General features: G+C 39.3%; 22 protein-coding genes and 1 pseudogene. 14 read left to right on the forward strand and 9 right to left on the reverse strand.

Annotated features, from left to right (window positions below):
* Positions 1-232: 232 nt before the first annotated feature.
* Positions 233-1,144, reverse strand: coding sequence for a DMT family transporter (locus CD33_RS11655; RefSeq protein ID WP_036201262.1), 912 nt, complete (start codon positions 1,142-1,144; stop codon positions 233-235).
* 113 nt (positions 1,145-1,257) lie between these two features.
* On the opposite strand from CD33_RS11655, the gene CD33_RS11660 reads away from it, so the two are divergent.
* Together CD33_RS11660 and CD33_RS11665 are read left to right on the forward strand one after the other, a co-directional pair.
* Positions 1,258-1,983 carry an MgtC/SapB family protein gene (locus CD33_RS11660; protein WP_036201014.1) on the forward strand — a complete coding sequence of 242 codons (726 nt, stop codon included), beginning with the start codon at positions 1,258-1,260 and terminating at the stop codon, positions 1,981-1,983.
* A 12-nt stretch (positions 1,984-1,995) separates the two neighbouring features.
* Positions 1,996-2,997: a cation diffusion facilitator family transporter gene (locus CD33_RS11665; protein ID WP_052130188.1), complete on the forward strand. Its 1,002-nt coding sequence runs from the start codon at positions 1,996-1,998 to the stop codon at positions 2,995-2,997.
* A 43-nt stretch (positions 2,998-3,040) separates the two neighbouring features.
* On the opposite strand, the gene CD33_RS11670 is transcribed toward CD33_RS11665, so the two are convergent.
* The 4 genes from CD33_RS11670 to yugI all read right to left on the reverse strand — a co-directional run bounded on the left by CD33_RS11670 (position 3,041) and on the right by yugI (position 8,702).
* Positions 3,041-4,204 (reverse strand): iron-containing alcohol dehydrogenase, encoded by a 1,164-nt coding sequence (locus tag CD33_RS11670; RefSeq protein ID WP_036201016.1) that lies wholly within the window; start codon positions 4,202-4,204, stop codon positions 3,041-3,043.
* Between the two features lie 115 nt (positions 4,205-4,319).
* The gene (locus CD33_RS11675) at positions 4,320-5,564 is read right to left on the reverse strand and encodes a Glu/Leu/Phe/Val family dehydrogenase (RefSeq protein WP_036201017.1); all 1,245 of its coding nucleotides are present in this window, start codon (positions 5,562-5,564) and stop codon (positions 4,320-4,322) included.
* Positions 5,565-5,802: 238 nt separating this feature from the next.
* Entirely contained in the window at positions 5,803-7,350 is a 1,548-nt protein-coding gene (gene pruA, locus CD33_RS11680) for an L-glutamate gamma-semialdehyde dehydrogenase (protein ID WP_036201018.1), read from the reverse strand.
* Between the two features lie 980 nt (positions 7,351-8,330).
* Positions 8,331-8,702, reverse strand: a complete 372-nt coding sequence (gene yugI, locus CD33_RS11685; protein WP_036201019.1) for a S1 domain-containing post-transcriptional regulator GSP13 — start codon at positions 8,700-8,702, stop codon at positions 8,331-8,333.
* A 237-nt stretch (positions 8,703-8,939) separates the two neighbouring features.
* Here yugI and CD33_RS11690 point away from each other — a divergent pair, with 237 nt between their 5' ends.
* Positions 8,940-9,152, forward strand: a complete 213-nt coding sequence (locus tag CD33_RS11690; protein ID WP_373906695.1) for a helix-turn-helix domain-containing protein — start codon at positions 8,940-8,942, stop codon at positions 9,150-9,152.
* 162 nt (positions 9,153-9,314) lie between these two features.
* Here the strand turns inward: CD33_RS11690 and CD33_RS11695 are convergent, their stop codons facing one another.
* On the reverse strand, positions 9,315-9,575 hold the full coding sequence (locus CD33_RS11695) for a DUF1871 family protein (RefSeq protein ID WP_176400076.1): 261 nt from the start codon (positions 9,573-9,575) through the stop codon (positions 9,315-9,317).
* Positions 9,576-9,649: 74 nt separating this feature from the next.
* Between CD33_RS11695 and CD33_RS11700 the strand changes: the two genes are divergently transcribed.
* Positions 9,650-10,831: a MalY/PatB family protein gene (locus CD33_RS11700; protein ID WP_036201021.1), complete on the forward strand. Its 1,182-nt coding sequence runs from the start codon at positions 9,650-9,652 to the stop codon at positions 10,829-10,831.
* A 115-nt stretch (positions 10,832-10,946) separates the two neighbouring features.
* Here the strand turns inward: CD33_RS11700 and CD33_RS11705 are convergent, their stop codons facing one another.
* Entirely contained in the window at positions 10,947-11,168 is a 222-nt protein-coding gene (locus CD33_RS11705) for a hypothetical protein (RefSeq protein ID WP_036201022.1), read from the reverse strand.
* Between the two features lie 22 nt (positions 11,169-11,190).
* Positions 11,191-11,778: a peptidylprolyl isomerase gene (locus CD33_RS11710; protein ID WP_036201023.1), complete on the reverse strand. Its 588-nt coding sequence runs from the start codon at positions 11,776-11,778 to the stop codon at positions 11,191-11,193.
* A 225-nt stretch (positions 11,779-12,003) separates the two neighbouring features.
* Here CD33_RS11710 and CD33_RS11715 point away from each other — a divergent pair, with 225 nt between their 5' ends.
* From CD33_RS11715 to CD33_RS11725, 3 genes and pseudogenes are all read left to right on the forward strand, one after another.
* On the forward strand, positions 12,004-13,221 hold the full coding sequence (locus CD33_RS11715) for an MFS transporter (RefSeq protein WP_036201266.1): 1,218 nt from the start codon (positions 12,004-12,006) through the stop codon (positions 13,219-13,221).
* Positions 13,222-13,325: 104 nt separating this feature from the next.
* Positions 13,326-15,173 carry a transglycosylase domain-containing protein gene (locus CD33_RS11720; RefSeq protein WP_036201024.1) on the forward strand — a complete coding sequence of 616 codons (1,848 nt, stop codon included), beginning with the start codon at positions 13,326-13,328 and terminating at the stop codon, positions 15,171-15,173.
* A 355-nt stretch (positions 15,174-15,528) separates the two neighbouring features.
* Positions 15,529-16,534 (forward strand): annotated as a pseudogene (locus tag CD33_RS11725) (IS1182 family transposase); the annotation flags it as partial.
* A 152-nt stretch (positions 16,535-16,686) separates the two neighbouring features.
* On the opposite strand, the gene CD33_RS11730 reads toward CD33_RS11725, so the two are convergent.
* Positions 16,687-17,250, reverse strand: coding sequence for a DUF5366 family protein (locus CD33_RS11730; RefSeq protein ID WP_036201025.1), 564 nt, complete (start codon positions 17,248-17,250; stop codon positions 16,687-16,689).
* Between the two features lie 170 nt (positions 17,251-17,420).
* On the opposite strand from CD33_RS11730, the gene CD33_RS11735 reads away from it, so the two are divergent.
* From CD33_RS11735 to mnhG, 7 genes are read left to right on the forward strand one after another with little or no spacing between them, the layout of a single operon-like run.
* Positions 17,421-19,832 carry a Na+/H+ antiporter subunit A gene (locus tag CD33_RS11735; protein ID WP_036201026.1) on the forward strand — a complete coding sequence of 804 codons (2,412 nt, stop codon included), beginning with the start codon at positions 17,421-17,423 and terminating at the stop codon, positions 19,830-19,832.
* Entirely contained in the window at positions 19,829-20,251 is a 423-nt protein-coding gene (locus tag CD33_RS11740) for a Na(+)/H(+) antiporter subunit B (RefSeq protein ID WP_036201028.1), read from the forward strand. Before CD33_RS11735 ends, CD33_RS11740 begins: the two co-directional genes overlap by 4 nt.
* Positions 20,251-20,592, forward strand: coding sequence for a Na(+)/H(+) antiporter subunit C (locus tag CD33_RS11745; protein ID WP_036201029.1), 342 nt, complete (start codon positions 20,251-20,253; stop codon positions 20,590-20,592). The genes CD33_RS11740 and CD33_RS11745 overlap by 1 nt, the downstream gene beginning before the upstream one ends.
* Positions 20,585-22,075, forward strand: a complete 1,491-nt coding sequence (locus CD33_RS11750) for a Na+/H+ antiporter subunit D (protein ID WP_036201030.1) — start codon at positions 20,585-20,587, stop codon at positions 22,073-22,075. Before CD33_RS11745 ends, CD33_RS11750 begins: the two co-directional genes overlap by 8 nt.
* Positions 22,076-22,555, forward strand: coding sequence for a Na+/H+ antiporter subunit E (locus CD33_RS11755; RefSeq protein ID WP_036201031.1), 480 nt, complete (start codon positions 22,076-22,078; stop codon positions 22,553-22,555).
* Positions 22,552-22,833, forward strand: a complete 282-nt coding sequence (locus CD33_RS11760) for a Na(+)/H(+) antiporter subunit F1 (RefSeq protein WP_036201032.1) — start codon at positions 22,552-22,554, stop codon at positions 22,831-22,833. The genes CD33_RS11755 and CD33_RS11760 overlap by 4 nt, the downstream gene beginning before the upstream one ends.
* Positions 22,817-23,185 carry a monovalent cation/H(+) antiporter subunit G gene (gene mnhG / locus CD33_RS11765; RefSeq protein ID WP_036201034.1) on the forward strand — a complete coding sequence of 123 codons (369 nt, stop codon included), beginning with the start codon at positions 22,817-22,819 and terminating at the stop codon, positions 23,183-23,185. The genes CD33_RS11760 and mnhG overlap by 17 nt, the downstream gene beginning before the upstream one ends.
* The last annotated feature ends 23 nt before the right edge of the window (positions 23,186-23,208 follow it).

Below are 23,208 nucleotides of genomic sequence, written 5' to 3' on the forward strand. Positions count from 1 at the left end.
AGAAGAAACGATATCATTAACGTTTTGTTGTTCAGTTTTCAAGGTTCGGCTTTCGTTGTTTTACAGCAACTTTTATAAGTTAACATACACATTAAGGTATGTCAACGATTTCAATTGACCTTCAACAGCGACTTTTATATTATAACTTATCCTCAACTTACAGTCAATCACTATTTCAAAATACTTTTTAAGATAGTTAGTGTCGTTAAGGACAAGTAATAATATACTATAATTACTTTTTAGAATCAAGTATTTTTCTAAAAAACTTTTTAATTATTTTTATATCAATAACAAAAAGCAATATACCAATTATTACAATAAGACCGCCTGTAATTTGGCTTATCATTAATCTCTCGGCAAAAATAAAATATGCAAGCGCCGCCGCTCCGATCGGCTCAAATAAAACTGCAATCGAAATCACATTCGTACTAACCCATTTCACAGCCCAATTAAATAAGGTATGGCCCAATAAATTCGGAATAATCGCGAGTAGTAAAAACCATATCCATGTCATCGGCGGGTACGGTCCGAATGATTCCCCTTTTACTAATACATACAAGAATAAACAAATTGTACTTATGGAATAAACAACCATCGTATAAGTTACTAAGGAAATACGCTTTCGCACATCTTGACCAAAAAGTAAGTACCCTGTAATTAAACCACAAGCAATCAAAGCAAGCAGATCACCATAGAGGGCACTGCCACTAACTTTGAAGTCTCCCCAGCTTATTAAAAAACTCCCCATTATCGCAATGATTCCGGAAAGAATCGTCTTGACCGACAACTTTTCTTTAAAGAAAAAATAAGTTCCGATGAATGCAAAGAGCGGTTGTAGGGTAACAAGAACAGTGGAACTTGCAACCGATGTGTAATTTAAGGACTCGAACCACAATATAAAGTGGAAGGCTAAGAAAATTCCTGCTATTGACGAAAAGACCCAATCCCTTTTCGTTAATTCCTTTAGTTCATGGGAGTACTTATAAAAAAATAATGGACTCATGATTAATACTGAAAATAACAATCGATAAAATGCTATAACCCCTGATTCCGCCTCAGCCAGCTTCACAAAGATAGCTGACAGTGAAATCGAAATCACACCTATTAGAATAGGAATGTATGGATGTATTTTTGGTTTTTCCATTACCATCAAACCTCTAATCATTATTTTTACTATTGCTATATTAATAAAATAGGAGACTACAACATATTGTTTCATTTATAACCAATAATATCAACATGAAAAGGGGAGAATTAATGGATATTATCATTTTAAACGAAACTCTTTCTTACGAAATAATCATTAAACTAATTATTGCAGCGACATTAAGTTTAATTATAGGCATAGAGAGGGAATTAAAGAAGAAACCCGTTGGATTGAAAACAAGTTTAGTTATAGCCACCTTCAGTTGCTTATTGACTATTATTTCAATTGAAACTGCGTATAGTACGCCTTCCCGTGAGGATATTAATATTACGATGGATCCTCTTCGACTAGCTGCACAAATCGTCAGCGGCATCGGCTTCCTAGGTGCCGGTGTCATATTGAGAAAAGGGAATGACAGTATAACGGGGCTAACTACTGCAGCGATGATCTGGGGGGCGGCCGGGATTGGGATAGCTGTTGGGGCCGGGTTTTATATAGAGGCTTTTGTAACGGTTGTTATTGTGGTGGTTGGGATTGAGTTGATTGCACCATTCTTGCTGAAAATCGGTCCTAAAAGGCTTCGGATGAAAGAGCTTGTAGTAAAAGCAGTTATAAAAGACGAGGAGAACATACAAAATCTTCTCTCCTTTATGGAACAAAGTGGTATGGAGATTGATAATATCCGCGTCAGGGATGCACATATTGCAACGGACCATTCTTTATTTGAAGTGGACATAAGATTTTCAGCATTATTTACTTCAGATACTATATCAATTTATAGCACTTTGCACACACTATCTTATGTACAGAAAATCGAGCTTGAAAGCTTGGGCTAATGGAGGAAAGTAATGGGTGAATTTTTCAAATTATTAAAAGGTGGGAATAAACCATCTCTAATAGCAGCATTAGTAAATTTATTTCTAGGTATTATAAAAGGAGTAGCTTATTTTTTCACAGGAAATGTTGCCATGTTTGCCGAAATGATGCACTCGCTTGGTGATGCGGCGAACCAATTTTTCGTGTTTATCGGTTCAGCACTTTCAAAAAAGGCACCCACAAAAAGATTTCCAAACGGATTCGGCCGGGTTGTCAACTTGGTTTGTTTGGGAGCCGTATTGATTGTTGCTATCCTCTCGTACGAAACGGTTAAAGAGGGCTGGCATCATTTTAGACATCCTGCCGGGGAGTCCGAGGGGATACTAATTGCACTAGGAGTATTACTAATCGGCTTTATTCTCGAAGCATTTGTATTGCATAAAGCGGCAAAAGAAGTTCTGCACGAGGCAGGAGAAGAAAAAGCTGGAATTATGTCGATTCCAAGATCCATCGCCTTTCTGAACCGCGCCAAACCGGCAACCAAACTGGTCTGGATGGAGGATTTAGTGGCAACAAGCGGTAATCTTCTTGCATTCCTGGCTATTGTCATTGCCTATTTTACAGGGTTTCATGCACTGGAAGGTTTAGTATCAATGATTATCGGTATTATGATGTTTTATGTTGTGGGTAAAGTCTTCCTTGATAACGCCCGTGGAGCAATCGGAGAAACAGATGAAGAAATGCACATTCATATCGGCAACCTTGTTATGGAAGATCCTCATGTAACAGATATTAGAAGTTTGGAAGTAGTAAAGGAAGGCGAATTTTTGCACGTTGAGCTCGTTGCGGAAACTGATCCAAATCAGTCTCTTGCCTATTTGGATGATGTCCGCGATCATTTAATTCAACTTATCATGAGTCAAAAAAATGTAACGAAAGTCACGTTATCGTTTGATGAAGAAGATGGCAAGACGGAGTGGAAACACCACTTGAAAGGTACTAAAATTCTCGACGACGAAGTCAATAAACCATAATTAAAAACCCTTGTGCTTTTGGCACAAGGGTTTCTTCCTTCTATTATAAAGACATTTCCAAAATAGTTCGGACATCTTCGGCTTGCAGAGTTTTAAATCTGCCGAACGATCCATTTACCATTGATTTTTCTACAAGAACATCTAGTTGGGAGTCATCGATGTCATAATCAGCCAATCGACTTGGAGCTCCAATCGAATTCCAGAATTCTCTTAACCGTTCGATGCCTTCTGTTGCAACTTCTTCCACCGTTTTACCTTCTGGGTCAACATTAAACACGCGTGTTGCTAAGCCAGCAAATCTTTCAGGGTTCACTGTTAAACTGTGTTTCATCCAATTCGGGAAAATGATAGCCAAACCACCGCCATGCGGAATATCATAGACAGCCGACACAGAGTGCTCAATATTATGCGTTGCCCAATCGCCACGAGAACCTATGGATAGGAAACCATTCAACCCAATTGTACCAGCTAATAAAATTGTCTCGCGCAGGTCGTAATTTTCCAGATCATTCATTAATTTTGGAGCGGTATTGATGACTGTCCGCAATACCCCTTCGCACATTTCATCTGTAATTGGAGTATTTTCAGCATCATGGAAGTATTGTTCGAATACGTGCGACATAATGTCAACCATTCCATATACAGTATGGTTTTTAGGAACAGTAACTGTATACGTCGGATCAAGTATAGAGAATTTAGGGAAAACGAGAGGATGACCCCAGCCATACTTTTCCTGTGTCTCCTCATTTGAAATTACTGAACCTGAATTCATTTCTGAGCCAGTTGCCGCTAGTGTCAGGATTGTTCCCAAAGGAAGCGCATCCACTACATTTGTCTTCTTAGTGACAATATTCCAGGCATCTTCGTCCACTTTTGCACCGGCTACAATCAATTTGGAACAGTCTATTACAGAACCGCCTCCAATGGCCAACACAAAATCAATTGATTCTTTCTTGCAAATTTCTATTCCTTTTCGAGCAGTTTCCACTCGAGGGTTTGGCTCAACGCCACTTATTTCAAACACATTCATATTTAATTCTTCCAGAATGGACATTGCCTCATTATAGAGACCATTTTGCTTAATGCTGCCTCCGCCGTAAACAACTAAAATATTTCGGCCATATTGAGGTAGCTCCTGCTTTAATTTTTCAATTTCACCTTTTCCAAAGTGCAGACGTACTGGGTTGTAAAACGTAAATTTATTCAAATGATGACTCCCCTTTTTAAGTAATGAAAAAAGCTATGTAAAGAATAGTCTTTACATAGCCCATTTTATCAGATACAAACGCAATATACCTTTTATCTGCACTGCTTATTGATCATTATACCCAGCCACGGAAGCGGGATGCTTCTGCAGTGCGTCTTACACCAACCATGTATGCTGCTAGGCGCATATTGATGTTTCTAGTAGTTGCAGTAGTATAAACATTTTCAAATGCATCTACCATTTTTCTATATAATTTCTCACGCACTTCTTCTGCCGTCCAATAATAGCCTTGGTTGTTTTGTACCCATTCGAAGTAAGATACCGTAACTCCACCAGCAGATGCCAAGACGTCAGGCACTAGTAAGATACCGCGATCTGTTAATATTTTAGTTGCTTCTGCAGTTGTCGGTCCATTTGCAGCTTCTACGACGATGCTTGCTTTAATATCGTATGCATTTTCCGCTGTAATTTGGTTTTCTATCGCCGCGGGAACTAGAATATCACAATCAAGTTCTAGTAATTCTTGGTTTGTAATCGTATTTTCAAAAAGAGTTGTGACTGTACCGAAGCTATCTCGACGATCAAGTAGATAATCAATATCCAAACCGTTTGGATCAGTTAACGCACCGTATGCATCGGAAATGCCAATAACCTTTGCTCCTAAATCGCTCATGAATTTCGCCAAGAAGCTGCCTGCATTTCCGAACCCTTGAATGACAACGCGGGCGCCTTTAATATCGATATTACGTTTTTTTGCGGCTTCTTGAATAACAATTGTAACCCCTTCCGCCGTTGCACGATCTCGGCCTTGGGAACCACCAAGAACGATTGGTTTGCCTGTGATGAAGCCTGGTGAATTAAATTCATCCATTCGACTATACTCATCCATCATCCATGCCATAATTTGGGCATTTGTAAATACATCAGGAGCAGGGATATCCTTTGTCGGCCCAACGATTTGCGAAATGGCACGAACATATCCTCGACTTAAACGTTCAAGTTCCCCCATTGACATTTGGCGCGGGTCGCAAATAATGCCACCCTTACCTCCGCCATAAGGCAGATCGACGATTCCACATTTTAACGTCATCCACATTGAAAGCGCTTTAACTTCATCTTCGCTTACCATCGGATGGAAACGGACCCCACCTTTTGTCGGTCCAACTGCATCATTGTGCTGCGCGCGGTATGCAGTAAATACTTTAGTTGTACCATCATCCATTTTAACCGGGATGCGCACATGTAACATACGAAGTGGTTCTTTTAACAAATCATACATCGCTTCATCGTAACCGAGTTTATTCAACGCGTCTTTTATTACATCTTGAGTTGATGTAAAAAGATTTAAATTTTCAGCCATCATTTTCGCCTCTTTAGAAATAGTAATTATTATTAATATCGCAAACATTGTAACATACTTTAAAACTTAATTGGCTAATAAAATCGCCTCATTTAAGAATGAACCTTTTTAATCAGATAAATCAAAAAATATTATTAATTTATTATCATTTTCTATAAAAATATGCTCAATAACATTTAACAAATGGGCTTTGTGAAAAAAGCAGGCGCCAAAAACGCCTGCTTTTGTTTTTACTGAATTATAAAGCTTCGGATACGGATTTCGCTTGCATGTGAAGTGTTAAATAATCTGGACCACCTGCTTTTGAATCCGTACCTGACATGTTGAATCCACCGAATGGCTGGTATCCAACAGTGGCAGCAGTACATCCGCGGTTAAAGTATAGATTTCCTACATGGAATTCTTCGCGAGCTTTCTCCAAATGGAAACGATTAGTTGATAATACAGCACCAGTTAAGCCATAAACAGTATTGTTCGCAATGTCAATTGCCTCATCGAAATCGTTTGCTTTTGCGAACGCAAGAACAGGTCCGAAAATTTCCTCTTGCATGATGCGTGCATTCGGATCGACATCCGCAAAGATTGTAGGGCTGATAAAGTAACCTTTCGAATCATCAGCAGTACCGCCTGCAACCAGGCGGCCTTCGCCTTTTCCAATTTCAATGTACTCCGTGATTTTCTTAAATGCTCCAGCATCGTTGACTGGACCGATGTAAGTTTCTTCATTGGTTGGATCGCCCATCACTAATTCGTTAGTCAACTCGACAACACGATTTAGTACCGTCTCGTATGCCTCGTCCCCAACGACTACTGCACGGGAACATGCTGAACATTTTTGGCCACTGAATCCAAATGCACTTGTTACAATAGATTGAGCAGCTAATTCGAGATCAGCATTGTCATCCACTACAATCGTATCTTTGCCACCCATTTCAGCGATTACACGTTTGATCCAGATTTGTCCCTCATTTAAGACAGAGGCACGCTGATTAATGCGTAAACCGACATCACGGGAACCTGTGAAACTGATGAAACGTGTACGTGGGTGATCAACTAGGTAATCCCCGACTTCTGCACCTGAACCAGGAATGTAATTGATTACACCGGCCGGAAGACCCGCTTCTTCCATGATTTCCATGAATTTATAAGCTATCACCGGAGTTGTGGAAGCAGGTTTTAATAAAACTGTGTTACCAGTAACAACAGCAGCTACAGTAGTTCCAAGCATAATTGCAAATGGGAAATTCCATGGAGAAATTACAACGCCAACACCGAGTGGGATGTACGTATATTTATTGATTTGATTTTGATTTTGTACTAACGGTTTGCCTTGTGCAAGTTCCAGCATTTGGCGGCCATAGAATTCTAGGAAGTCGATACCTTCAGCGATATCTACATCAGCTTGAACCCAGTTTTTACCAGCCTCTTTTGTCAACCATGCAGAAAGTTCAAACTTACGGCGCCGAACAATTGCGGCAGCTTTGAAAAGAACCTCTGCACGCATAACAGGGTTGACTTTTTTCCAACTATTGAATGTTGAATCAGCAACTTGCATCGCTTTTTCAGCTAACTCTTGATTGGCCTTGGACACTGAGCCAACGACTTCGGACGTATTTGCAGGGTTATAGGAAACGATTTTTTGATCAGTTGTAACTCGTTCTCCCCCGATAATTAATGGGTACTCTTTTCCAAGTTCACTTTCAACCTTTTTTAAAGCATCCAAATATGCATTGCGATGTTGCTCCACCGAGAAATCGGTTAGTGGCTCACTTTTGTACGGAATCATTAATAATCCTCCTTAATATAGATACGCTTATAGTGCGTGCTTGGCTTGAAATTCATAAGTGCAAAAATATTTGCACTTCTTCATATTTCTAGCAATTTGCAAAAGAATGCTTCTGTTTCCACATAAATCAAACTGGATATGGCATTCAAACCAAGTCATTCATTCTTTAAAGTTTGCCACTGAACACGTATTCCTCGGAGAAAAAAAGCCGAACATCCAGTGCAAAAATTAAACAGAAAAAATTGGAGATTAGAGTATGAACATTATTCCAACTTGTTTCATTTTAATTTATTTGCCTTTGGACATAATGATATTACCCTGTTACGTGTGCTGCAAACTAGTCTGAATGAAATGTGGTTAAATTGAAGACTAATAAAATTTCATTCATTATGAAGGAATCAAGCTTTTCCATATCCTTTCCGGCAACAATAACTTCTGATTTTAAACGGACTCTCTTTTGAAAATCAAAAATCTTTGAGAAGATCGAATTCACTTAAAATGAAATTATCGACATTGGTCTTTTTTTATTATTATTTTGCATCAATGGCAATTTATATACCTCCTTTGGTACATGTAACGAAGATATGTTGGCCCTTGTGAATGACCTTTAGCCATAACGCAAAAAATTCACATCAAATAAGGAGCATCAACAATAGATAAAATGAAACTGTTACTGAAACCTTTCAAGATAGACTTCGCAAACTTGGCAAGTAAATAAAACACCAAAATAAAAAAGAGGGCAGTATGTCTGCCCCCCCATTTTACATAAGTGAAGGCAAAGCTGAATCAACAACTTTGCCTTATATACTAAAAGTATTCATATAGAAGTAAAAACATCCAAGTCCGTCTACAAAAGGAGTTTCTGACAGTCCCGGATTGATTGCTGGTTTCCCTATGCGATGACCGATCCAACAAGGGCTGGATGGAAACGTTTGTCCAAAGCACGAACGGAGAACAGTATGCACCTGCCCTCCGTCAATTTAATGTCCAGACTGTTCAATCCAATGTTGTAGTTTGTCTTTTAACGATTTAAAACCATCCGCGTCATTTTCATCTACCCGATCTTGCAAGGTTTTTCTTGGTTGGTCTTTTTTCTTTAGTGGTGGTGCTTCTTGCAAAGCACGCCTAGATAAGCTAATTTTCTCGGATTTTTCATCGATGTCTAAAATTTTCACCTGTATCTCGTCGCCCACTTTTAAAAAATCTGCAACATCCTTTACATATCCATACGTAATTTCTGAAATATGAACTAGACCCTGTGATTCCTCATCCAAAGCAACAAACGCCCCATAAGGCTGTATTCCAGTTACCTTACCGGTTACAACTTCACCTACTTCGTATTTTTTTGTCATAAAACAGTTCCTACTTTCTATATCTACGTAAATGTCATGTTAAATTATAACATATGTCCAGTTAGTGAACAAAGATTCACCCTAACGCATAACTAAGTAATTCAAAAATTACTGAAAATCATCATTCATAAAAAGAGCTTGAAATAAAACATTGGATATTTTAGGCAAATCATGAACATAAGTTATATAATAAAATATAATGTGAGAACTGTTGGTAAAAAATGAAAGGGCGTGTTTATGTTGAAACAGAAATTCCATGAGCAATTAAAGTTTTTAAGAGAAGAAAGAGATTGGTCCCTTGAAGATTTATCGAAAAAAGTACAAGTGGGGGTAGAAAAATTAGCTCAATATGAAAAGGGCGAACTCATCCCTTCGGTGCAAACGATTTTAAAGCTCTCAACAGCTTTGGAAGTACCTGCGTCAAATTTAATGGATGGCATCCAGTCATAGAATGTAAGCAACATGACAATAAAAACAATCAATATAAAATCGAAAAGGATTTCCTATTAGTGAGGCTGCCGCAACTTTAGAACAATCTACAGTTGGGTTCAATCCCTTCACTATAAGGAAATCCTTTTTTTCCATTCACAACAGGCGATGCTTCACTTTCTTTTATACGATACATTTTGCTTCAAACTTGATTGCTATTAATTTATATGAAATTTCCACACATTTTTCAAAAGGTATCCACTGTTCAAACGAATGCTCGTAAACTTGTTGAATAACTTTTGCGAGTTTGCTAGGATCATCTATTGCTTGAAGTGCGGCTACTACATCAGCTGTTTCGGTGTCATAGCTATCTTCACCTATTTTGAACGGATCCCATTCTTCCAAAATTTTAATCGCCGCTTTGTTCATTAATATATTATCCAAAGTTTTCACCCTATTTTCACATTTTCGTATGCTATTATATAATACATAGTTAGAAAAAGAAATGAGGGATATTTTTGTATAACTTTGATGAATTGTTTGATCGCAAAAATACGGGCAGCCTTAAATGGGATCAATTCAAAGAGCGGCTAAAACTGCAATATAATGTGGAAGACGCCTCGGATATTCTGCCAATGTGGGTAGCCGATATGGATTTTGCAATACCTCAGGTAGTTTCCGATGCCATTAAAGAACGCTTGGATCACCCGATATTTGGTTATTCCTATGTAAGTGATGAATGCAAAAATGCCATTGTTGCTTGGTTTGAACGCCGCCATAGCTGGCATATCGATCCAAATACTTTAATGTTCCATCAAGGTGTTGTACCAGCGCTGGGAACGATTATTGAAACATTTACAAAACCTGGAGATAAAATTTGCATCTCCACACCAGTCTACCCTGCATTTTTCAGCATTCCAAAGGCTCAAGACCGTAAAGTGGTGGAATGTGATCTAGTTCTTGACAATCACAGTATGAAGTTTGACTTCACCGCACTCGAGGAGCAATTCAGAGACGGTGTCAAAGTATATGTCCTTTGCAGCCCCCACAATCCCGGTGGTGTTGTCTGGACAAGAGAAGACTTGGAACAGCTTGTTCAGCTCTGTATCCAATACGATGTGCTGCTGATTTCCGATGAAATTCACGCCGATATAGTTTTTGATGGCTATAAGCATATCCCTACCTTAACAGTGAAGGATGCCGAGAAAGCGAAAATCATAACATGTATCGCTCCAACAAAAACATTCAATATTGCCGGTGTGCATGCAGCCATTATGGTAGTCCCGGACAAAGAGTTGCGTGCAAAGTTAAATGCAGATAAGCTGGCACACGGCCGCGATGATTTGAACGTTCTAGCTGCTGCAGCTGTCAAAGCTGCCTATGAAAAGGGCGATGATTGGGTAGATGCCATGATCGCATATGTGTCATCCAATATGGATGTTGTTGTGGAAGAGTTAAACAAACTTGATGGAATCAAAGTATCGAAGCCTCAATCCACATATCTCATTTGGATTGACTATCGAGGAACTGGATTCTCCGAAAGTGAAATGATGCATCGTCTACTAGAAAAAGGCAAACTTGCAATCGAACCAGGCACTAAATACAGTGAAGCGGGCAGAGGCTTCTTGCGCATGAACGTCGCGTGCCCACTTGAGACGGTAAAAGATGGCATTGAACGATTTAAAAAAGCTTTAGTATAATAGAAGAAAATAACGAAAAATCAAAATTGCCTAGGGAAGTAAATTCAAATAAAAAAAGCTGACCAAAAGTGTATCTTTTGAGTCAGCCTTTTTTCTATTGAAACGGGTGTGCATATTATTTTCGCAATGAATCTGTTTTATGCACCGTGTCATGCTGTTTGCTCAAAACATATTCTTCCAACGCTTTTGCTTTAAGCTCTTCTTTTTTAGAAACACGTTTCACCAACATGAACACCAGCAAGCACAAAATCATAATTGCTAAAAATTCCATTGCGGCCGGAATATATGATGACTTATCCTCTGGGAAATATAGGAATCCTGCATAAAGGATACTCATTTTTCACTCTTCTTTCTAATAGTTATTCGATAATATTAATCGATTCTATCTTAACATCTTCCAACGGTTTGTCGCGCATATCTTTGTCAACGTTCGCAATTTTGTCAACAATGTCCATTCCCTCTACAACATGTCCGAATACTGTGTGTTTAAAGTCCAACCAAGGAGTGCCTCCAACTTTTGCATATTCCTCGATAATTTCTTTTGGGTACTTCGCTTGCTCCATCTGTGCAATCATGTTATTCGGAGTATGTTCCATTTGAACGATGAAAAACTGGGAACCATTTGTGTTTGGACCAGCGTTCGCCATTGAAAGTGCTCCGCGTAGATTGAATAGGCTTTCACTGAACTCATCTTCAAAAGAGTCGCCCCATATTGATTGGCCACCCATACCCGTACCGGTTGGATCCCCACCTTGGATCATGAAATCAGTTATTACACGGTGGAAAATGATGCCGTTATAGTAACCTGATTTGGCATGCCCTAAAAAGTTTTCTACAGTTTTTGGCGCATGCTCTGGGAATAACTTGATTTTTATCGCACCTAAAGTTGTATTCATTTCAACTAGTACTTCACCTGGGTTTAATTCTTTTGTTAATTGTGGAAACATTAATATCGCTCCTTTATTAAAAATGTGATTTTGGGGTATATCTTAAATAGAAGATTACCATTTGACACCTCGTTACAGTTTAACATAGAACTTTTAAATTTTCCGCTAATATACTTTACGCACTTCCTTCGGATATCGAAGTAAGTTATACTTGACATTATTGTGAAAATATTTTGAAATTCATCATTAAGATGAAAAAACAATGCTAGGAAGAATGTGATTGAAGTGAATAACCGAAAACACAATTTTATTATTATCTTAATATCAAATTTTATCGTCGCAAGTTCGATGACGATGATTATGCCCTTTTTATCCCTTTATATTGAAACCTTTGGGAACTTTTCCGAAAGCTATGTCCAAAAATGGGCAGGTCTGATTTTTGCGGCAACATTTGTGACTGCCTTCATCATGTCTCCGATATGGGGGCGAATTGCCGACAAATATGGCTATAAACCGATTATGATCATTAACTGTTTCGGCATTGCGCTGAGCATCTTTTTAATGGGTTACGTGGAAAACGTTATACAATTTTTCATCTTGCGCATTTTTATGGGGGTAGTTACCGGATTCATCCCTACATCAATGGCATTTATCAGTAAACATACACCAAAGAATATTGCTGGGAAAACGCTGGGGACGCTGCAGATTGGGAGTGTGGGCGGTTCTCTTTTCGGTCCCGTCATTGGGGGGACTTTAGCCGATGCCATCGGGTTCAATTTTACTTTCATCTACACTTCCATTGCTATTGCGGTAGCGGCAATTATCATTATTTTCGGTATCCACGAACCCGAAATCATCCGTAAAGAAAAAAGTACCCTTTATTCAAGAAAGAACATTCTATGGGCATTATTTCATCATCCACTTATATTAAGCACTATGTTCGTAGCCTCATTAATACAAATTGGAAACTTTAGTATACAGCCGTTATTATCCTTATATGTTTCCCATTTAACTACCTCGGAACAAGTTGCTATGCTAGCCGGTATTACTTTTAGTGCAGCAGGGGTCGGTAATATTTTGATTGGACGATTTTTCGGTAAATTAGCCGATAATGTCGGCTATGAAAAAGTGCTGATGTCTTTATTGTTCATCAGTGTGTTTTTCATTGTACCCCAAGCCTTTGTCACCTCACTTTGGCAATTGATCGTCCTAAGATTTTTGCTGGGCATCTTTTCCGGGGGCTTGATTCCAATCGTTACAGCTTTAATTCGCCGGGAAGCGCCGGTCGAAATCCAAGGCGAAGTCATGGGATATAATCAGAGTTTCCGCTTTCTAGGAAATATAATTGGTCCTGTATTAGGCGGTTTTATAAGTGGTTTCGCAACTATTTCCGCAGTTTTCTATTCGACCGGGTTCCTATTTCTTATTGCCGCCATCATCATATTCATCATCCAAAAGCTTCCGAAAAAGTATTTCGAGGATGTATTAAAAAGTCATATATAGATTTTGCATCATGAAAAGGAGGTCTGCCAGCTATAGTGGACCTCCTTTTTTATTTGGAATTGTGCTATTCTTTTGGAGTGCTTGAATTTATTGGAGGAATCTAAATGAGACAAATTATGGGTTTCTTACTGATCCTTTGTTGTTTCCCATTACTGGTGCTATTTGGCGATAAAATACTTGAAGAATATACCGCAGCCAAAGACTACGGGGATACCATTCAACGTAATATACAGCCACCTGAAAAGATTAATCCCCTTCCTGTAACGATGTTCGACCGGGATGGGAAAGTATTCAGTGAAGAATATGTGGAATGGCGGCAGCCGGTACAATTGGAAGCTATCCCGGAAATAATTAAACAAATCTATCTATTGAGTGAGGATAAAGAGTTTTACACACACATCGGTTTTAATGTAAGTGCCCTTACCCGTGCATTAGTGGTGAATGCCCAAGGTTCGATTGAACAAGGTGGGAGTACAATTACGCAGCAGCTAGTACGGATGCGCTATTTATCGGCGGAGCAAACTTATGAACGTAAATTGACCGAACTATTCTTCGCTTACGAGCTCGAGCAAATGTACGCAAAAGAGGAAATTTTTGAGATGTATTTAAACGAAATCTATTTTGGCAATCAAGTTTATGGAATAAACGCAGCTGCAACCTATTATTTTCAAAAGCCGTTAGCAGAGTTAAGCATCCCACAGATGGCATTCATAGCGGCGATTCCTAATAACCCATCACTGTATGACCCATTAAAAAACTTTTCCAATACAAAAGCAAGACAAGAACGTTTATTGGATATCCTTGCTGAAAACGAAATCATCTCCTTGGAAGAAGCCGCAAACTTTAAGCAAGAAGAAATTATGTTAAAACCAAAGGTAAAGAAGCAGGAGCAGCCTGCCTACAGTACGTTTGTACTAGCAGAATTCAAGGAACTAGTTGCTTTTTCTGATGGTTACCGTCAACAGCTTGATAGCACTAAATCAGAAGATGAAAAAAGTAAAATCGAGGAAGAGATTGACGCCAAAGTTGAACAGCTACTTCTTTCCGGCATCTCCATACATACAGCACTAGACGCGGAAAAGCAACAACTAGATGAACAAAAAATCGAAGCTATTTTGGGGAACGGCCCGCTGCAGAGCAGTTCAGTCGTCATCGATAATCCAACTAGAGAAATTGTAAGTGTATACGGCGGCAAAGCCTACAAGAAATATGACTTTCATCGGGCTTATCAAGCAGTCCGCCAACCTGGATCTGCTTTTAAACCTTTAATTGTTTATGGACCACTTTTCGAAACAACCAATTACTCGCCAAGATCCTATGTGAGCGGTGGTCGGTATTGTGTTGATCACTTTTGCCCACAAAATTATGGTGGTGGGGATTATGGCAATGTTTCGATTTCCACAGCTTTCAAGCATAGCTATAACACTTCTGCACTGCGGTTATTGAATGAGATAGGCCTTGAAACCGCCTTTTCGTATATCGAGAAATTCAACTTCCAATCACTGGTTCCAGAAGATAAAACCTTTGCAGCAGGATTGGGTGGTCTTTCATATGGCGTTACAACTCTTGAAATGGCGGATGCCTATACAAGCTTTATAGATGGAACTTATATAAAAGCAAGGAGTATCCGGAATGTCACCGATTCAAGCGGCAATGTTCTATATAGTTGGCCGACTGCAAAAGAGACGGTTTGGTCATTGCAAACCGTAAATAATATGCGTTCGTTATTGCATGATGTCGTGACAAGCGGAACCGGAAAAGGAATCTTACTAAATTCTTCCTATGTCGGTGCAAAGACCGGAACAACCAATGACTATAAGGATTTTTGGATTGCCGGAATGACAAATGAATATACTGGCGCTGTTTGGATCGGCTATGATAACCCTGCTTCAATGCAATCCTTGCAGGATGATAAAATTCATTTTGAAATTTTTAACACGATAATGGATTAGAAAAAGACCTTCCCTAAAAAGAGGGTGAAAGTTTTCCCTATCGATCCCATCCACGTAAAGAAAAGAGGCGTGACTTTTATAAGTCTCGCCTCTTTCAGACTGTAGACAAACTCGAATTTTCGAGTTTGCCTACAGTCTTTTTTCTTATAAAATAAAATTAATTGCTTTTGAAAATAGAGTTAGTTGATTTCCGTTTCGGCGGACGCTTTCCGCGGGCGTGGGCCAATCCTCCTCGTCGCTGTGCTCCTGCGGGGTATCGGCCGTCACGCTTGTCCCGCAGGAGTCGCCGCCTACACTACAATCAACTACTTTCTAAATAATAGGTTGAGGTGAATGGATAGATGAAAGAAAAATCAACTTAATGAAACAGATTTTCCATTGTATTCTTAAAGAAATTGCAGATAAAGGATTACTTGGTGCTGATCATGTTTTCATCGATTCACCCCATGGTAAAACGGGCCCGAATAAACGGAAATTCGAAAAGAAGATTGTCCGTAAAGAGACTCGTGCATATGAAGCCAAACTTCAAGAAGAGTTGAATCAAGATCGTATGGATCATGGGAAGAAGCCATTTTCACCTGATAAATTTGAAAAAGAAGAAGTGAAGGAAATTAAGCAAAGTACGACAGATCCTGAAAGTGGATACTATGTAAAAGATGAAAGAACGAAACAGTTTGCTTATTCATTCCATGCTGCAGCTGATCGTTATGGATTTATACTTGGATCGATTGTGACACCTGGGAATGTTCATGATAGTCATATGCTTCAGCCACTTGTTGAAAAGATTATGGAAAAAGTGAAAAAGCCACTTGCTGTTGCTGCCGATGCTGCTTATAAAACTCCTGCGATTACTAAATTCTTATTTGACCAAGAGATTCAACCTGCACTTCCTTATACACGTCCAAAAACGAAGGATGGATTTTTACGGAAACACGATTATGTATATGACGAGTACTATGATTGTTACCTTTGTCCGTAAAGGGCAAGTTCTTAAATATTCGACTACCACTAAAGAAGGTAAACGCCAATACAAATCGAATCCTTCTCAATGTGCAACCTGTCCTTTGCTTACTCAATGTACGAATAGTAAGGATCACCGGAAAATCATTGAGCGTCATATTTGGGCAGAGCATGTAGAGGAAGCGGATCATCTTCGTCATCAAAACGAGATCAAACAAATATATGCAAGACGTAAAGAAACGATTGAACGTGTCTTTGCGGATGCCAAAGAAAAGCATGGTATGCGATGGACAACCCTACGTGGGATAAAAAAATTGTCCATGCAGGCGATGCTTACTTTTGCTGCCATGAATTTAAAGAAGCTTGCCAATTGGACATGGCAAGCTCCAGAAATGGTCTAAATAAGAATACTCGTAGAGTACTTTTCCTTACGATAAGATTGTAAAATACCCAAAAGTCCTCTAAAAATACAAAAGACCTTCAGAATGAGACCATTCTGAAGGTCTTTTGTCGATAATCTGAGGCGTGACTTGTTATAAGTCTCGCCTCTTTTTTAATTTGTAAAAGGTAAACTTGCCAATAGACCGTTATAAAGCTTTAACACTACATAACAAATGAATGTTATAAATATCGCCCACATGAGAATTTCAAAGAAAATCAGCCCTATCGTTCCCGGTAAAGTCAAAAAACGACTCATCTTGTAAATGTGAAAGGTAAAATAACTAAAAATGGTTAAAGCAAATACACAGAGCAAAATAAGGATTGACTGTATTCCGAAGATTGACAGCAATGAGCCAAAGAAAAAGATTAGGTAGCCGCCTCTGGCAACCCCGATCATCTCACCAGTATTATCCTTTGAAAATAATAGCATGCCTACTTCATGAATCGTCTCCCCAATCAATTTCAACGCCGAAAATAGCATAAAAAAACAAAGTGCAAATACACTTAATAACAATAGACGCAACTCGATATCCGTCAAAAACTCACGCATTCCGGTATAGACGCCTATCGCTGTTAATAATTCCAATGATTCACCCACCAAGTATATCCCGTAGGTTAAACTAAATAAAATAACTGAAAATAAAGGCAAATAACCATACAAATATGGATTTTTCATGACAATTTCCTCGAAACTTATTTTTTTCTTCCTATTTATAATAACGGGTAAATATTAATCGTATCAAGCTCATACTATCTACACCCGAGTGAAAACAAGCATAATAAATGGTATAATCTGATTAATCAAGGGATTAATTTGTTATTTTTATTCTGAAGGGGGGATTATTTTTGTTTCAAGTACTATGTATTTTTATTCCACTACTAGCTGCGCTTTTCATGCCTTTCTTCTTTAAGAAAATCAGTTCAATACATACTGGATGGTTCGTTTTAGTTGTACCAATCTTTCTAGTTATTTACTATGCAATGTTTGTACCCACAATCTCCAAGGGGGATTCAGTAATTGCGCAGTTAGATTGGATTCCATCACTCGGCATTTCATTCGTGTCGTACCTTGATGGGTTAAGCTTGTTATTTTCTATTCTTATCTCGGGCATAGGGGCTCTTGTCGTTCTTTATTCGATTTTCTATTTAGATCGTACAAAAGAGCAACTTCATAACTTTTATATCTATCTTTTAATGTTTATGTGTGCCATGCTCGGTGTCGTTCAATCAGACAACATGATGACACTCTATTTATTCTGGGAGTTAACTTCGATATCCTCATTTTTATTAATTGGATATTGGAACAATCGTGATAAATCCCGTTTCGGTGCATTGAAATCAATGATGATTACAGTTGCTGGCGGCATGATGATGCTTGGCGGATTTGTTCTATTATCAATTATGGGGGATACCTTCTCCATTCGGGAATTGATTGGTCAAGCTGCGGAAATCGCAACAAATGATCTTTTTGCAGTTGCACTTATCTTGATTCTTTTGGGTGCGTTTACAAAGTCTGCCCAGTTCCCATTCTACATTTGGTTGCCAGATGCAATGGAAGCGCCAACACCTGTCAGTGCCTACCTTCACTCGGCAACAATGGTGAAAGCCGGGATTTATTTAGTAGCGCGTTTCACACCTATATTTGCAAGTTCGGAAATTTGGATTTGGTTAGTAACAGGAATAGGTTTACTAACGTTAACCTGGGGTTCTTTCTTTGCACTGAAACAGACGGATCTAAAAGGAATTCTTGCCTTTTCGACCGTCAGTCAACTTGGCCTCATTATGTCTTTGCTTGGAGTCGGGGCCATCGCCTTCCATGTCGATGGAGCACAGGATACAATTTTCAAGTATGCAGCCTTTGCAGCAATTTTCCATCTGATCAATCATGCAACCTTTAAAGGTAGCTTATTTATGATAGCAGGTATTGTCGACCATGAAACAGGCACTCGTGATATCCGGAAGCTTGGCGGCTTGATGAGTATTATGCCGGTCAGCTTCACGGTTGCTTTAATAGGCAGTTTTTCCATGGCCGGCCTCCCTCCTTTTAATGGCTTCTTAAGCAAGGAAATGTTTTTGACAGCAATGCTGTCCATTACGGAATTTGAATTATTCAATTTCACGACATGGGGAATTTTATTCCCGATCATTGCTTGGATTGCCAGTGTATTCACTTTTATTTATAGTTTTTACTTTGTATTTAAAACATTTACAGGAAAAGGACAGGTTGATCGCTTACCTCATAAACCGCATGAGGCACCCGTCGGCATGTTAATCTCTCCGGTAATATTGGCAGCACTTGTCGTTGTGCTATTTTTCATACCGAATGTGGTGGCCGATTCCTTTATTAAACCGGCTGTCATGGCCATTCAGCCTTTCCTTTACAGTAGCCCGGGGCAAATAGATATCCATGTTGCTGCTTGGCATGGCCATATCACGACCGAACTGCTTATGACGATCGGCATTATAGCTCTTGGACTTATTTTATTTTTAACACTTTCCAAGTGGCAAAAGGTGTACAATCTATTCCCTTCAAAACTAACGTTGAATAATTTATATGACTTTATTATCTATGAATTATTTGATCGATGGGTTGGAGGATTTTCCGGATTATATATGACGGGTTCCATCCGACGTTACTTAAGCTATATGCTCGGGGCAATTTCAATCAGTGTAATTGCAACGCTATTTATCCAGGATGCATTTAAAGTAACCCTGGTTGGTGCAACTCCCATCCGCGTTTACCAGATTATCTTGATCATCGTTTTAGTGATAGGAACGATTGCGACAGTTTTTGCAAAATCGAGGATTACTTCCATTGTGTCGTTGGGATTGGTCGGGTACACGGTATCGCTGTTCTTTGTCATGTTTAACGCACCCGATTTAGCGCTCACACAGCTGGTTATTGAAACAATTTCGGTTGCGCTGTTTTTGCTTGCCTTTTACCACTTACCAAAGTACAAAAAGGAAGAAGAACGCACTCGCTTTAGATTCGGTAGAGCTTTTGTCTCTATAGCAGTCGGTGCAATGGTGACACTAGTTGCTCTATCAGCCCATTCACAAAAATTGATTGGTTCGATTTCCGAGTATTACAAGGAAACTGTCTATTCACTAGCTGGCGGTGGAAATATTGTAAATGTTATTTTAGTAGATTATCGGGGATTTGATACACTTTTCGAAATCGCTGTACTTTCCATTGCAGGAATTGCTATTTTCGGAATGATTAAGCTCCGCTTGAGCAGAAAAGGAGAAAAACTATGAAAACAAATGATGTCATTATCCAGTTCACTGCGAAACTCGTCTTTTTCATGATTTTCTTCTATGCTGTTCACATTTTCTTCGCCGGCCATTATACACCCGGTGGAGGATTTGTTGGAGGCTTGGTGACGGCAAGTGCCATTGTGTTGCTGATTGTTGCATTTGACTTAAAAACGGTTCAGACCATCCTGCCGATCAATTATATTTATATGGTGGCAAGCGGCCTGATCCTGGCTTTAGGGACAGCTGCCATCTCCATGTTTGCCGGAAAGCCGTTTTTCACACATTACTTCGATTATTATAATTTGCCTATTTTAGGAAAGACATCCCTTCATACCGCAGCTTTATTCGATTTAGGTGTTTATTTGGTTGTTGTTGGTGTGACGATGACCATTATTCAAACAATTGGGGAGGATGAATAATGGAAATAGTTATGGCATTTGTTTGTGGCTTTCTATTTATGGCCGCAATCTATTTGATTTTATCCCGCAGTCTTCTCCGGATAATTATTGGAACCGGTTTATTGAGTCACGGAGCCCACTTGCTGATTCTGACGATGGGCAGTTTCAAGGGCAGTGCACCCCCTGTTTTAAGCGAGGGCGTGACAGACTTCGTCGACCCGCTGCCACAGGCTTTGATCTTGACAGCGATTGTTATTAGTTTTGGTGTCACGGCTTTCTTTTTAGTACTTGCCTATCGTGCTTACCATGAACTAAAAACAGATGATATGACATTAATGAAAGGAAGTGAGGACAATGAATAACTTTCTTTTATTGCCGATTATCATTCCATTTTTCTTCGCGATGATCTTGATGTTTGGGCAAAAGAAAATTGCTTATCAGCGGATTATGACCATCTTTGGGCTTGTACTTTCAATTCTTTGTGCAGCCGGGCTTGTTTTGAATGTACGTGAAAACGGTCCACAGATCGTTACTTTTGGCAACTGGCCGGCACCATTCGGCATAACAATGGTTTCTGATATGATGTCCGCACTTCTCGTACTGACAACTTTGGTACTTGCCATGTTTATCGTATGGTATGGGTTCGCATCAATAGGGAGAAAGCGCGAACAGTTCTTCTATTACCCCGGGATCATGTTTATAATCACGGGGGTCAACGGGGCATTTACGACAGGTGATATTTTCAACTTGTTTGTATTTTTTGAAGTGTTATTGATGGCTTCTTATTTGTTGATTGTGCTTGGTGGAGAAAAAGCACAATTGCGCGAATCTATTAAGTATATTTTGGTCAATGTCATTTCTTCTGCTCTTTTTGTTATTACCGTTGCGTATCTGTATTCTGTTGTCGGGACTTTAAATATGGCTGATATTTCATTGAAAATTGCAGAAATCAATCAACCAGGCATTCTTACAGTGATTGCTGTTCTATTCTTGCTAGTATTCGGAATGAAAGCAGCGATATTCCCACTCTATTTCTGGTTACCTAGTGCCTATTCGGCACCGCCAATCCCGGTACTTGCTCTATTTGGTGCGCTGCTTACCAAAGTCGGTGTTTACGCTATTACACGTACATATACGTTATTCTTTACACATGACTTATCCTATACACACGAGCTACTGCTTATACTAGCTATCCTTACGATCGTGGCAGGTTGTATTGGGGCGCTTGCTCACTTTGATGTGAAACAAATTATTATTTATAACATTGTTATTGCGGTCGGTGTCATATTATTTGGTGTCGCACAAATGAATGAGGCCGGATTGGAAGGCGCTATTTTCTATTTAATACATGACATGATCATAAAAGCGGCATTATTTATGTTGATCGGGATCGTGATTTATGTAACGGGCACTACCAACTTGCGAAAAATGGGCGGCCTGATGAAAACCTATCCGGCACTAGGCTGGTTCTACCTGATTGCAGCATTCGGGTTAGTCGGGGTTCCACCATTAAGCGGATTTATTGGAAAGCTTCTAATCGTACAAGGAGGTTTTGAAGCCGGCAATACATGGTCAACCCTCTTAGTACTCGCATCCAGTATCATTGTCCTACTTTCCGCGATGCGCATCTTTATTTATGCATTTTGGGGCGTGGAAGGACAACTCTCCAGCAATGTAGAGAAGTCCAAATTTAATGGCCTCTTTATACCGACTGCATTTTTAGTTGTGCTATCCATTTTCTACGGTATAGGCACAGAATGGCTGACACCGTTCATGGGCGATGCAGCGAAAATCCTATTCGACCCATCCATCTATACAGATGCGGTTATGAAAGGAGGAAATTAAATGTCCTTTCAAATTTTACTAAATCTATTTTTAGCCTTTTTGTGGATGTTTTTATCCTCTAATTATTCTGTATCTCGGTTTATAATCGGTTATCTCTTGGGGCTTGTTGTGATAGTCGCTTTGCGCAAATTCTTTAAGTCCAGGCTTTATATTGATCGTGTATGGGCGGTAATTAAACTCTCGGTTCTTTTTATAAAAGAGTTGATATTGGCGAATGTATCTGTTTTAACACTTGTACTTAAACCGAAACTCGAATTGCAGCCAGCCTTTTTCAAATATGAAACAAAGTTGACGGAGGAATGGGAGATCACTCTTCTATCAAGTTTAATAACGTTAACGCCAGGTACAGTCGTTGTCCATGTTTCAGACGATTCAAAATCGTTATTCATACATGTTATTGATAGCAATGATATTGATGAGACCATTGATTCCATTAAAAATTCATTCGAAAAAGCGATATTGGAGGTGAGCCGTTCATGACCTATTTTCTCTGGGCAGCCATTGTTATTGTTGTCTTATCCATCGTTGCCCTTGTCTATCGTCTCGTGAAGGGTCCAACCCCTTCTGACCGAGTAGTCGCCCTCGATACCATCGGCGTTTCCCTAATCTGTCTGGTAGGTTTATTTTCAATGCTTATCGATACAAGCTACTTTTTGGAGATTATATTATTATTGGCGATACTATCTTTCATTGGTACCATTGCCTTCTCTAAATTTATAGAGAAAGGAGACATCATTACCCGTGACAATTCTCGCTAACGTTTTAGTTGTTTTCCTTATATTGTGTGGATTGCTCTTCCTTGTGGTCGCGGCGATTGGCTTAATTCGCCTACCTGATCTTTATACACGTGCACATGCGGCGTCAAAAAGCTCTACTTTAGGTGTAATGTGTATATTGCTCGGGGTATTCTTCCACTTTTGGCTGAATGAGAATCATTTCAACCCGACCATACTATTGGGCATATTATTCCTATTCATTACAGGTCCTGTCGGTGCACATATCATGAGTCGTTCTTCGTATATAGCAGGTGTTAAACCTTGGGCTGGTACAGGACGGGATGATTTAAAGCCGGAAATTGAACGTATGAAAAAAGAACAAAATCTCAAGTAATTTTATTCCATAGAAAAAAGAAG

The organism is Ureibacillus sinduriensis BLB-1 = JCM 15800 (genome assembly GCF_000772955.1).
GTDB lineage: Bacteria > Bacillota > Bacilli > Bacillales_A > Planococcaceae > Ureibacillus > Ureibacillus sinduriensis.

Bases quoted from the DNA above. Each gene is read 5' to 3' on its own strand.
- yugI (WP_036201019.1), bottom strand. From the start codon at position 8,702: ATGACAAAAAAATACGAAGTAGGTGAAGTTGTAACCGGTAAGGTAACT.
- CD33_RS11675 (WP_036201017.1), bottom strand. From the start codon at position 5,564: ATGGCTGAAAATTTAAATCTTTTTACATCAACTCAAGATGTAATAAAA.
- CD33_RS11665 (WP_052130188.1), top strand. From the start codon at position 1,996: ATGGGTGAATTTTTCAAATTATTAAAAGGTGGGAATAAACCATCTCTA.
- CD33_RS11760 (WP_036201032.1), top strand. From the start codon at position 22,552: ATGACCTATTTTCTCTGGGCAGCCATTGTTATTGTTGTCTTATCCATC.
- CD33_RS11730 (WP_036201025.1), bottom strand. From the start codon at position 17,250: ATGAAAAATCCATATTTGTATGGTTATTTGCCTTTATTTTCAGTTATT.
- CD33_RS11690 (WP_373906695.1), top strand. From the start codon at position 8,940: ATGTTGAAACAGAAATTCCATGAGCAATTAAAGTTTTTAAGAGAAGAA.
- CD33_RS11755 (WP_036201031.1), top strand. From the start codon at position 22,076: ATGTCCTTTCAAATTTTACTAAATCTATTTTTAGCCTTTTTGTGGATG.
- CD33_RS11750 (WP_036201030.1), top strand. From the start codon at position 20,585: ATGAATAACTTTCTTTTATTGCCGATTATCATTCCATTTTTCTTCGCG.
- CD33_RS11660 (WP_036201014.1), top strand. From the start codon at position 1,258: ATGGATATTATCATTTTAAACGAAACTCTTTCTTACGAAATAATCATT.
- CD33_RS11720 (WP_036201024.1), top strand. From the start codon at position 13,326: ATGAGACAAATTATGGGTTTCTTACTGATCCTTTGTTGTTTCCCATTA.
- pruA (WP_036201018.1), bottom strand. From the start codon at position 7,350: ATGATTCCGTACAAAAGTGAGCCACTAACCGATTTCTCGGTGGAGCAA.
- CD33_RS11705 (WP_036201022.1), bottom strand. From the start codon at position 11,168: ATGAGTATCCTTTATGCAGGATTCCTATATTTCCCAGAGGATAAGTCA.
- CD33_RS11710 (WP_036201023.1), bottom strand. From the start codon at position 11,778: ATGTTTCCACAATTAACAAAAGAATTAAACCCAGGTGAAGTACTAGTT.
- CD33_RS11740 (WP_036201028.1), top strand. From the start codon at position 19,829: ATGAAAACAAATGATGTCATTATCCAGTTCACTGCGAAACTCGTCTTT.
- CD33_RS11745 (WP_036201029.1), top strand. From the start codon at position 20,251: ATGGAAATAGTTATGGCATTTGTTTGTGGCTTTCTATTTATGGCCGCA.
- CD33_RS11655 (WP_036201262.1), bottom strand. From the start codon at position 1,144: ATGGAAAAACCAAAAATACATCCATACATTCCTATTCTAATAGGTGTG.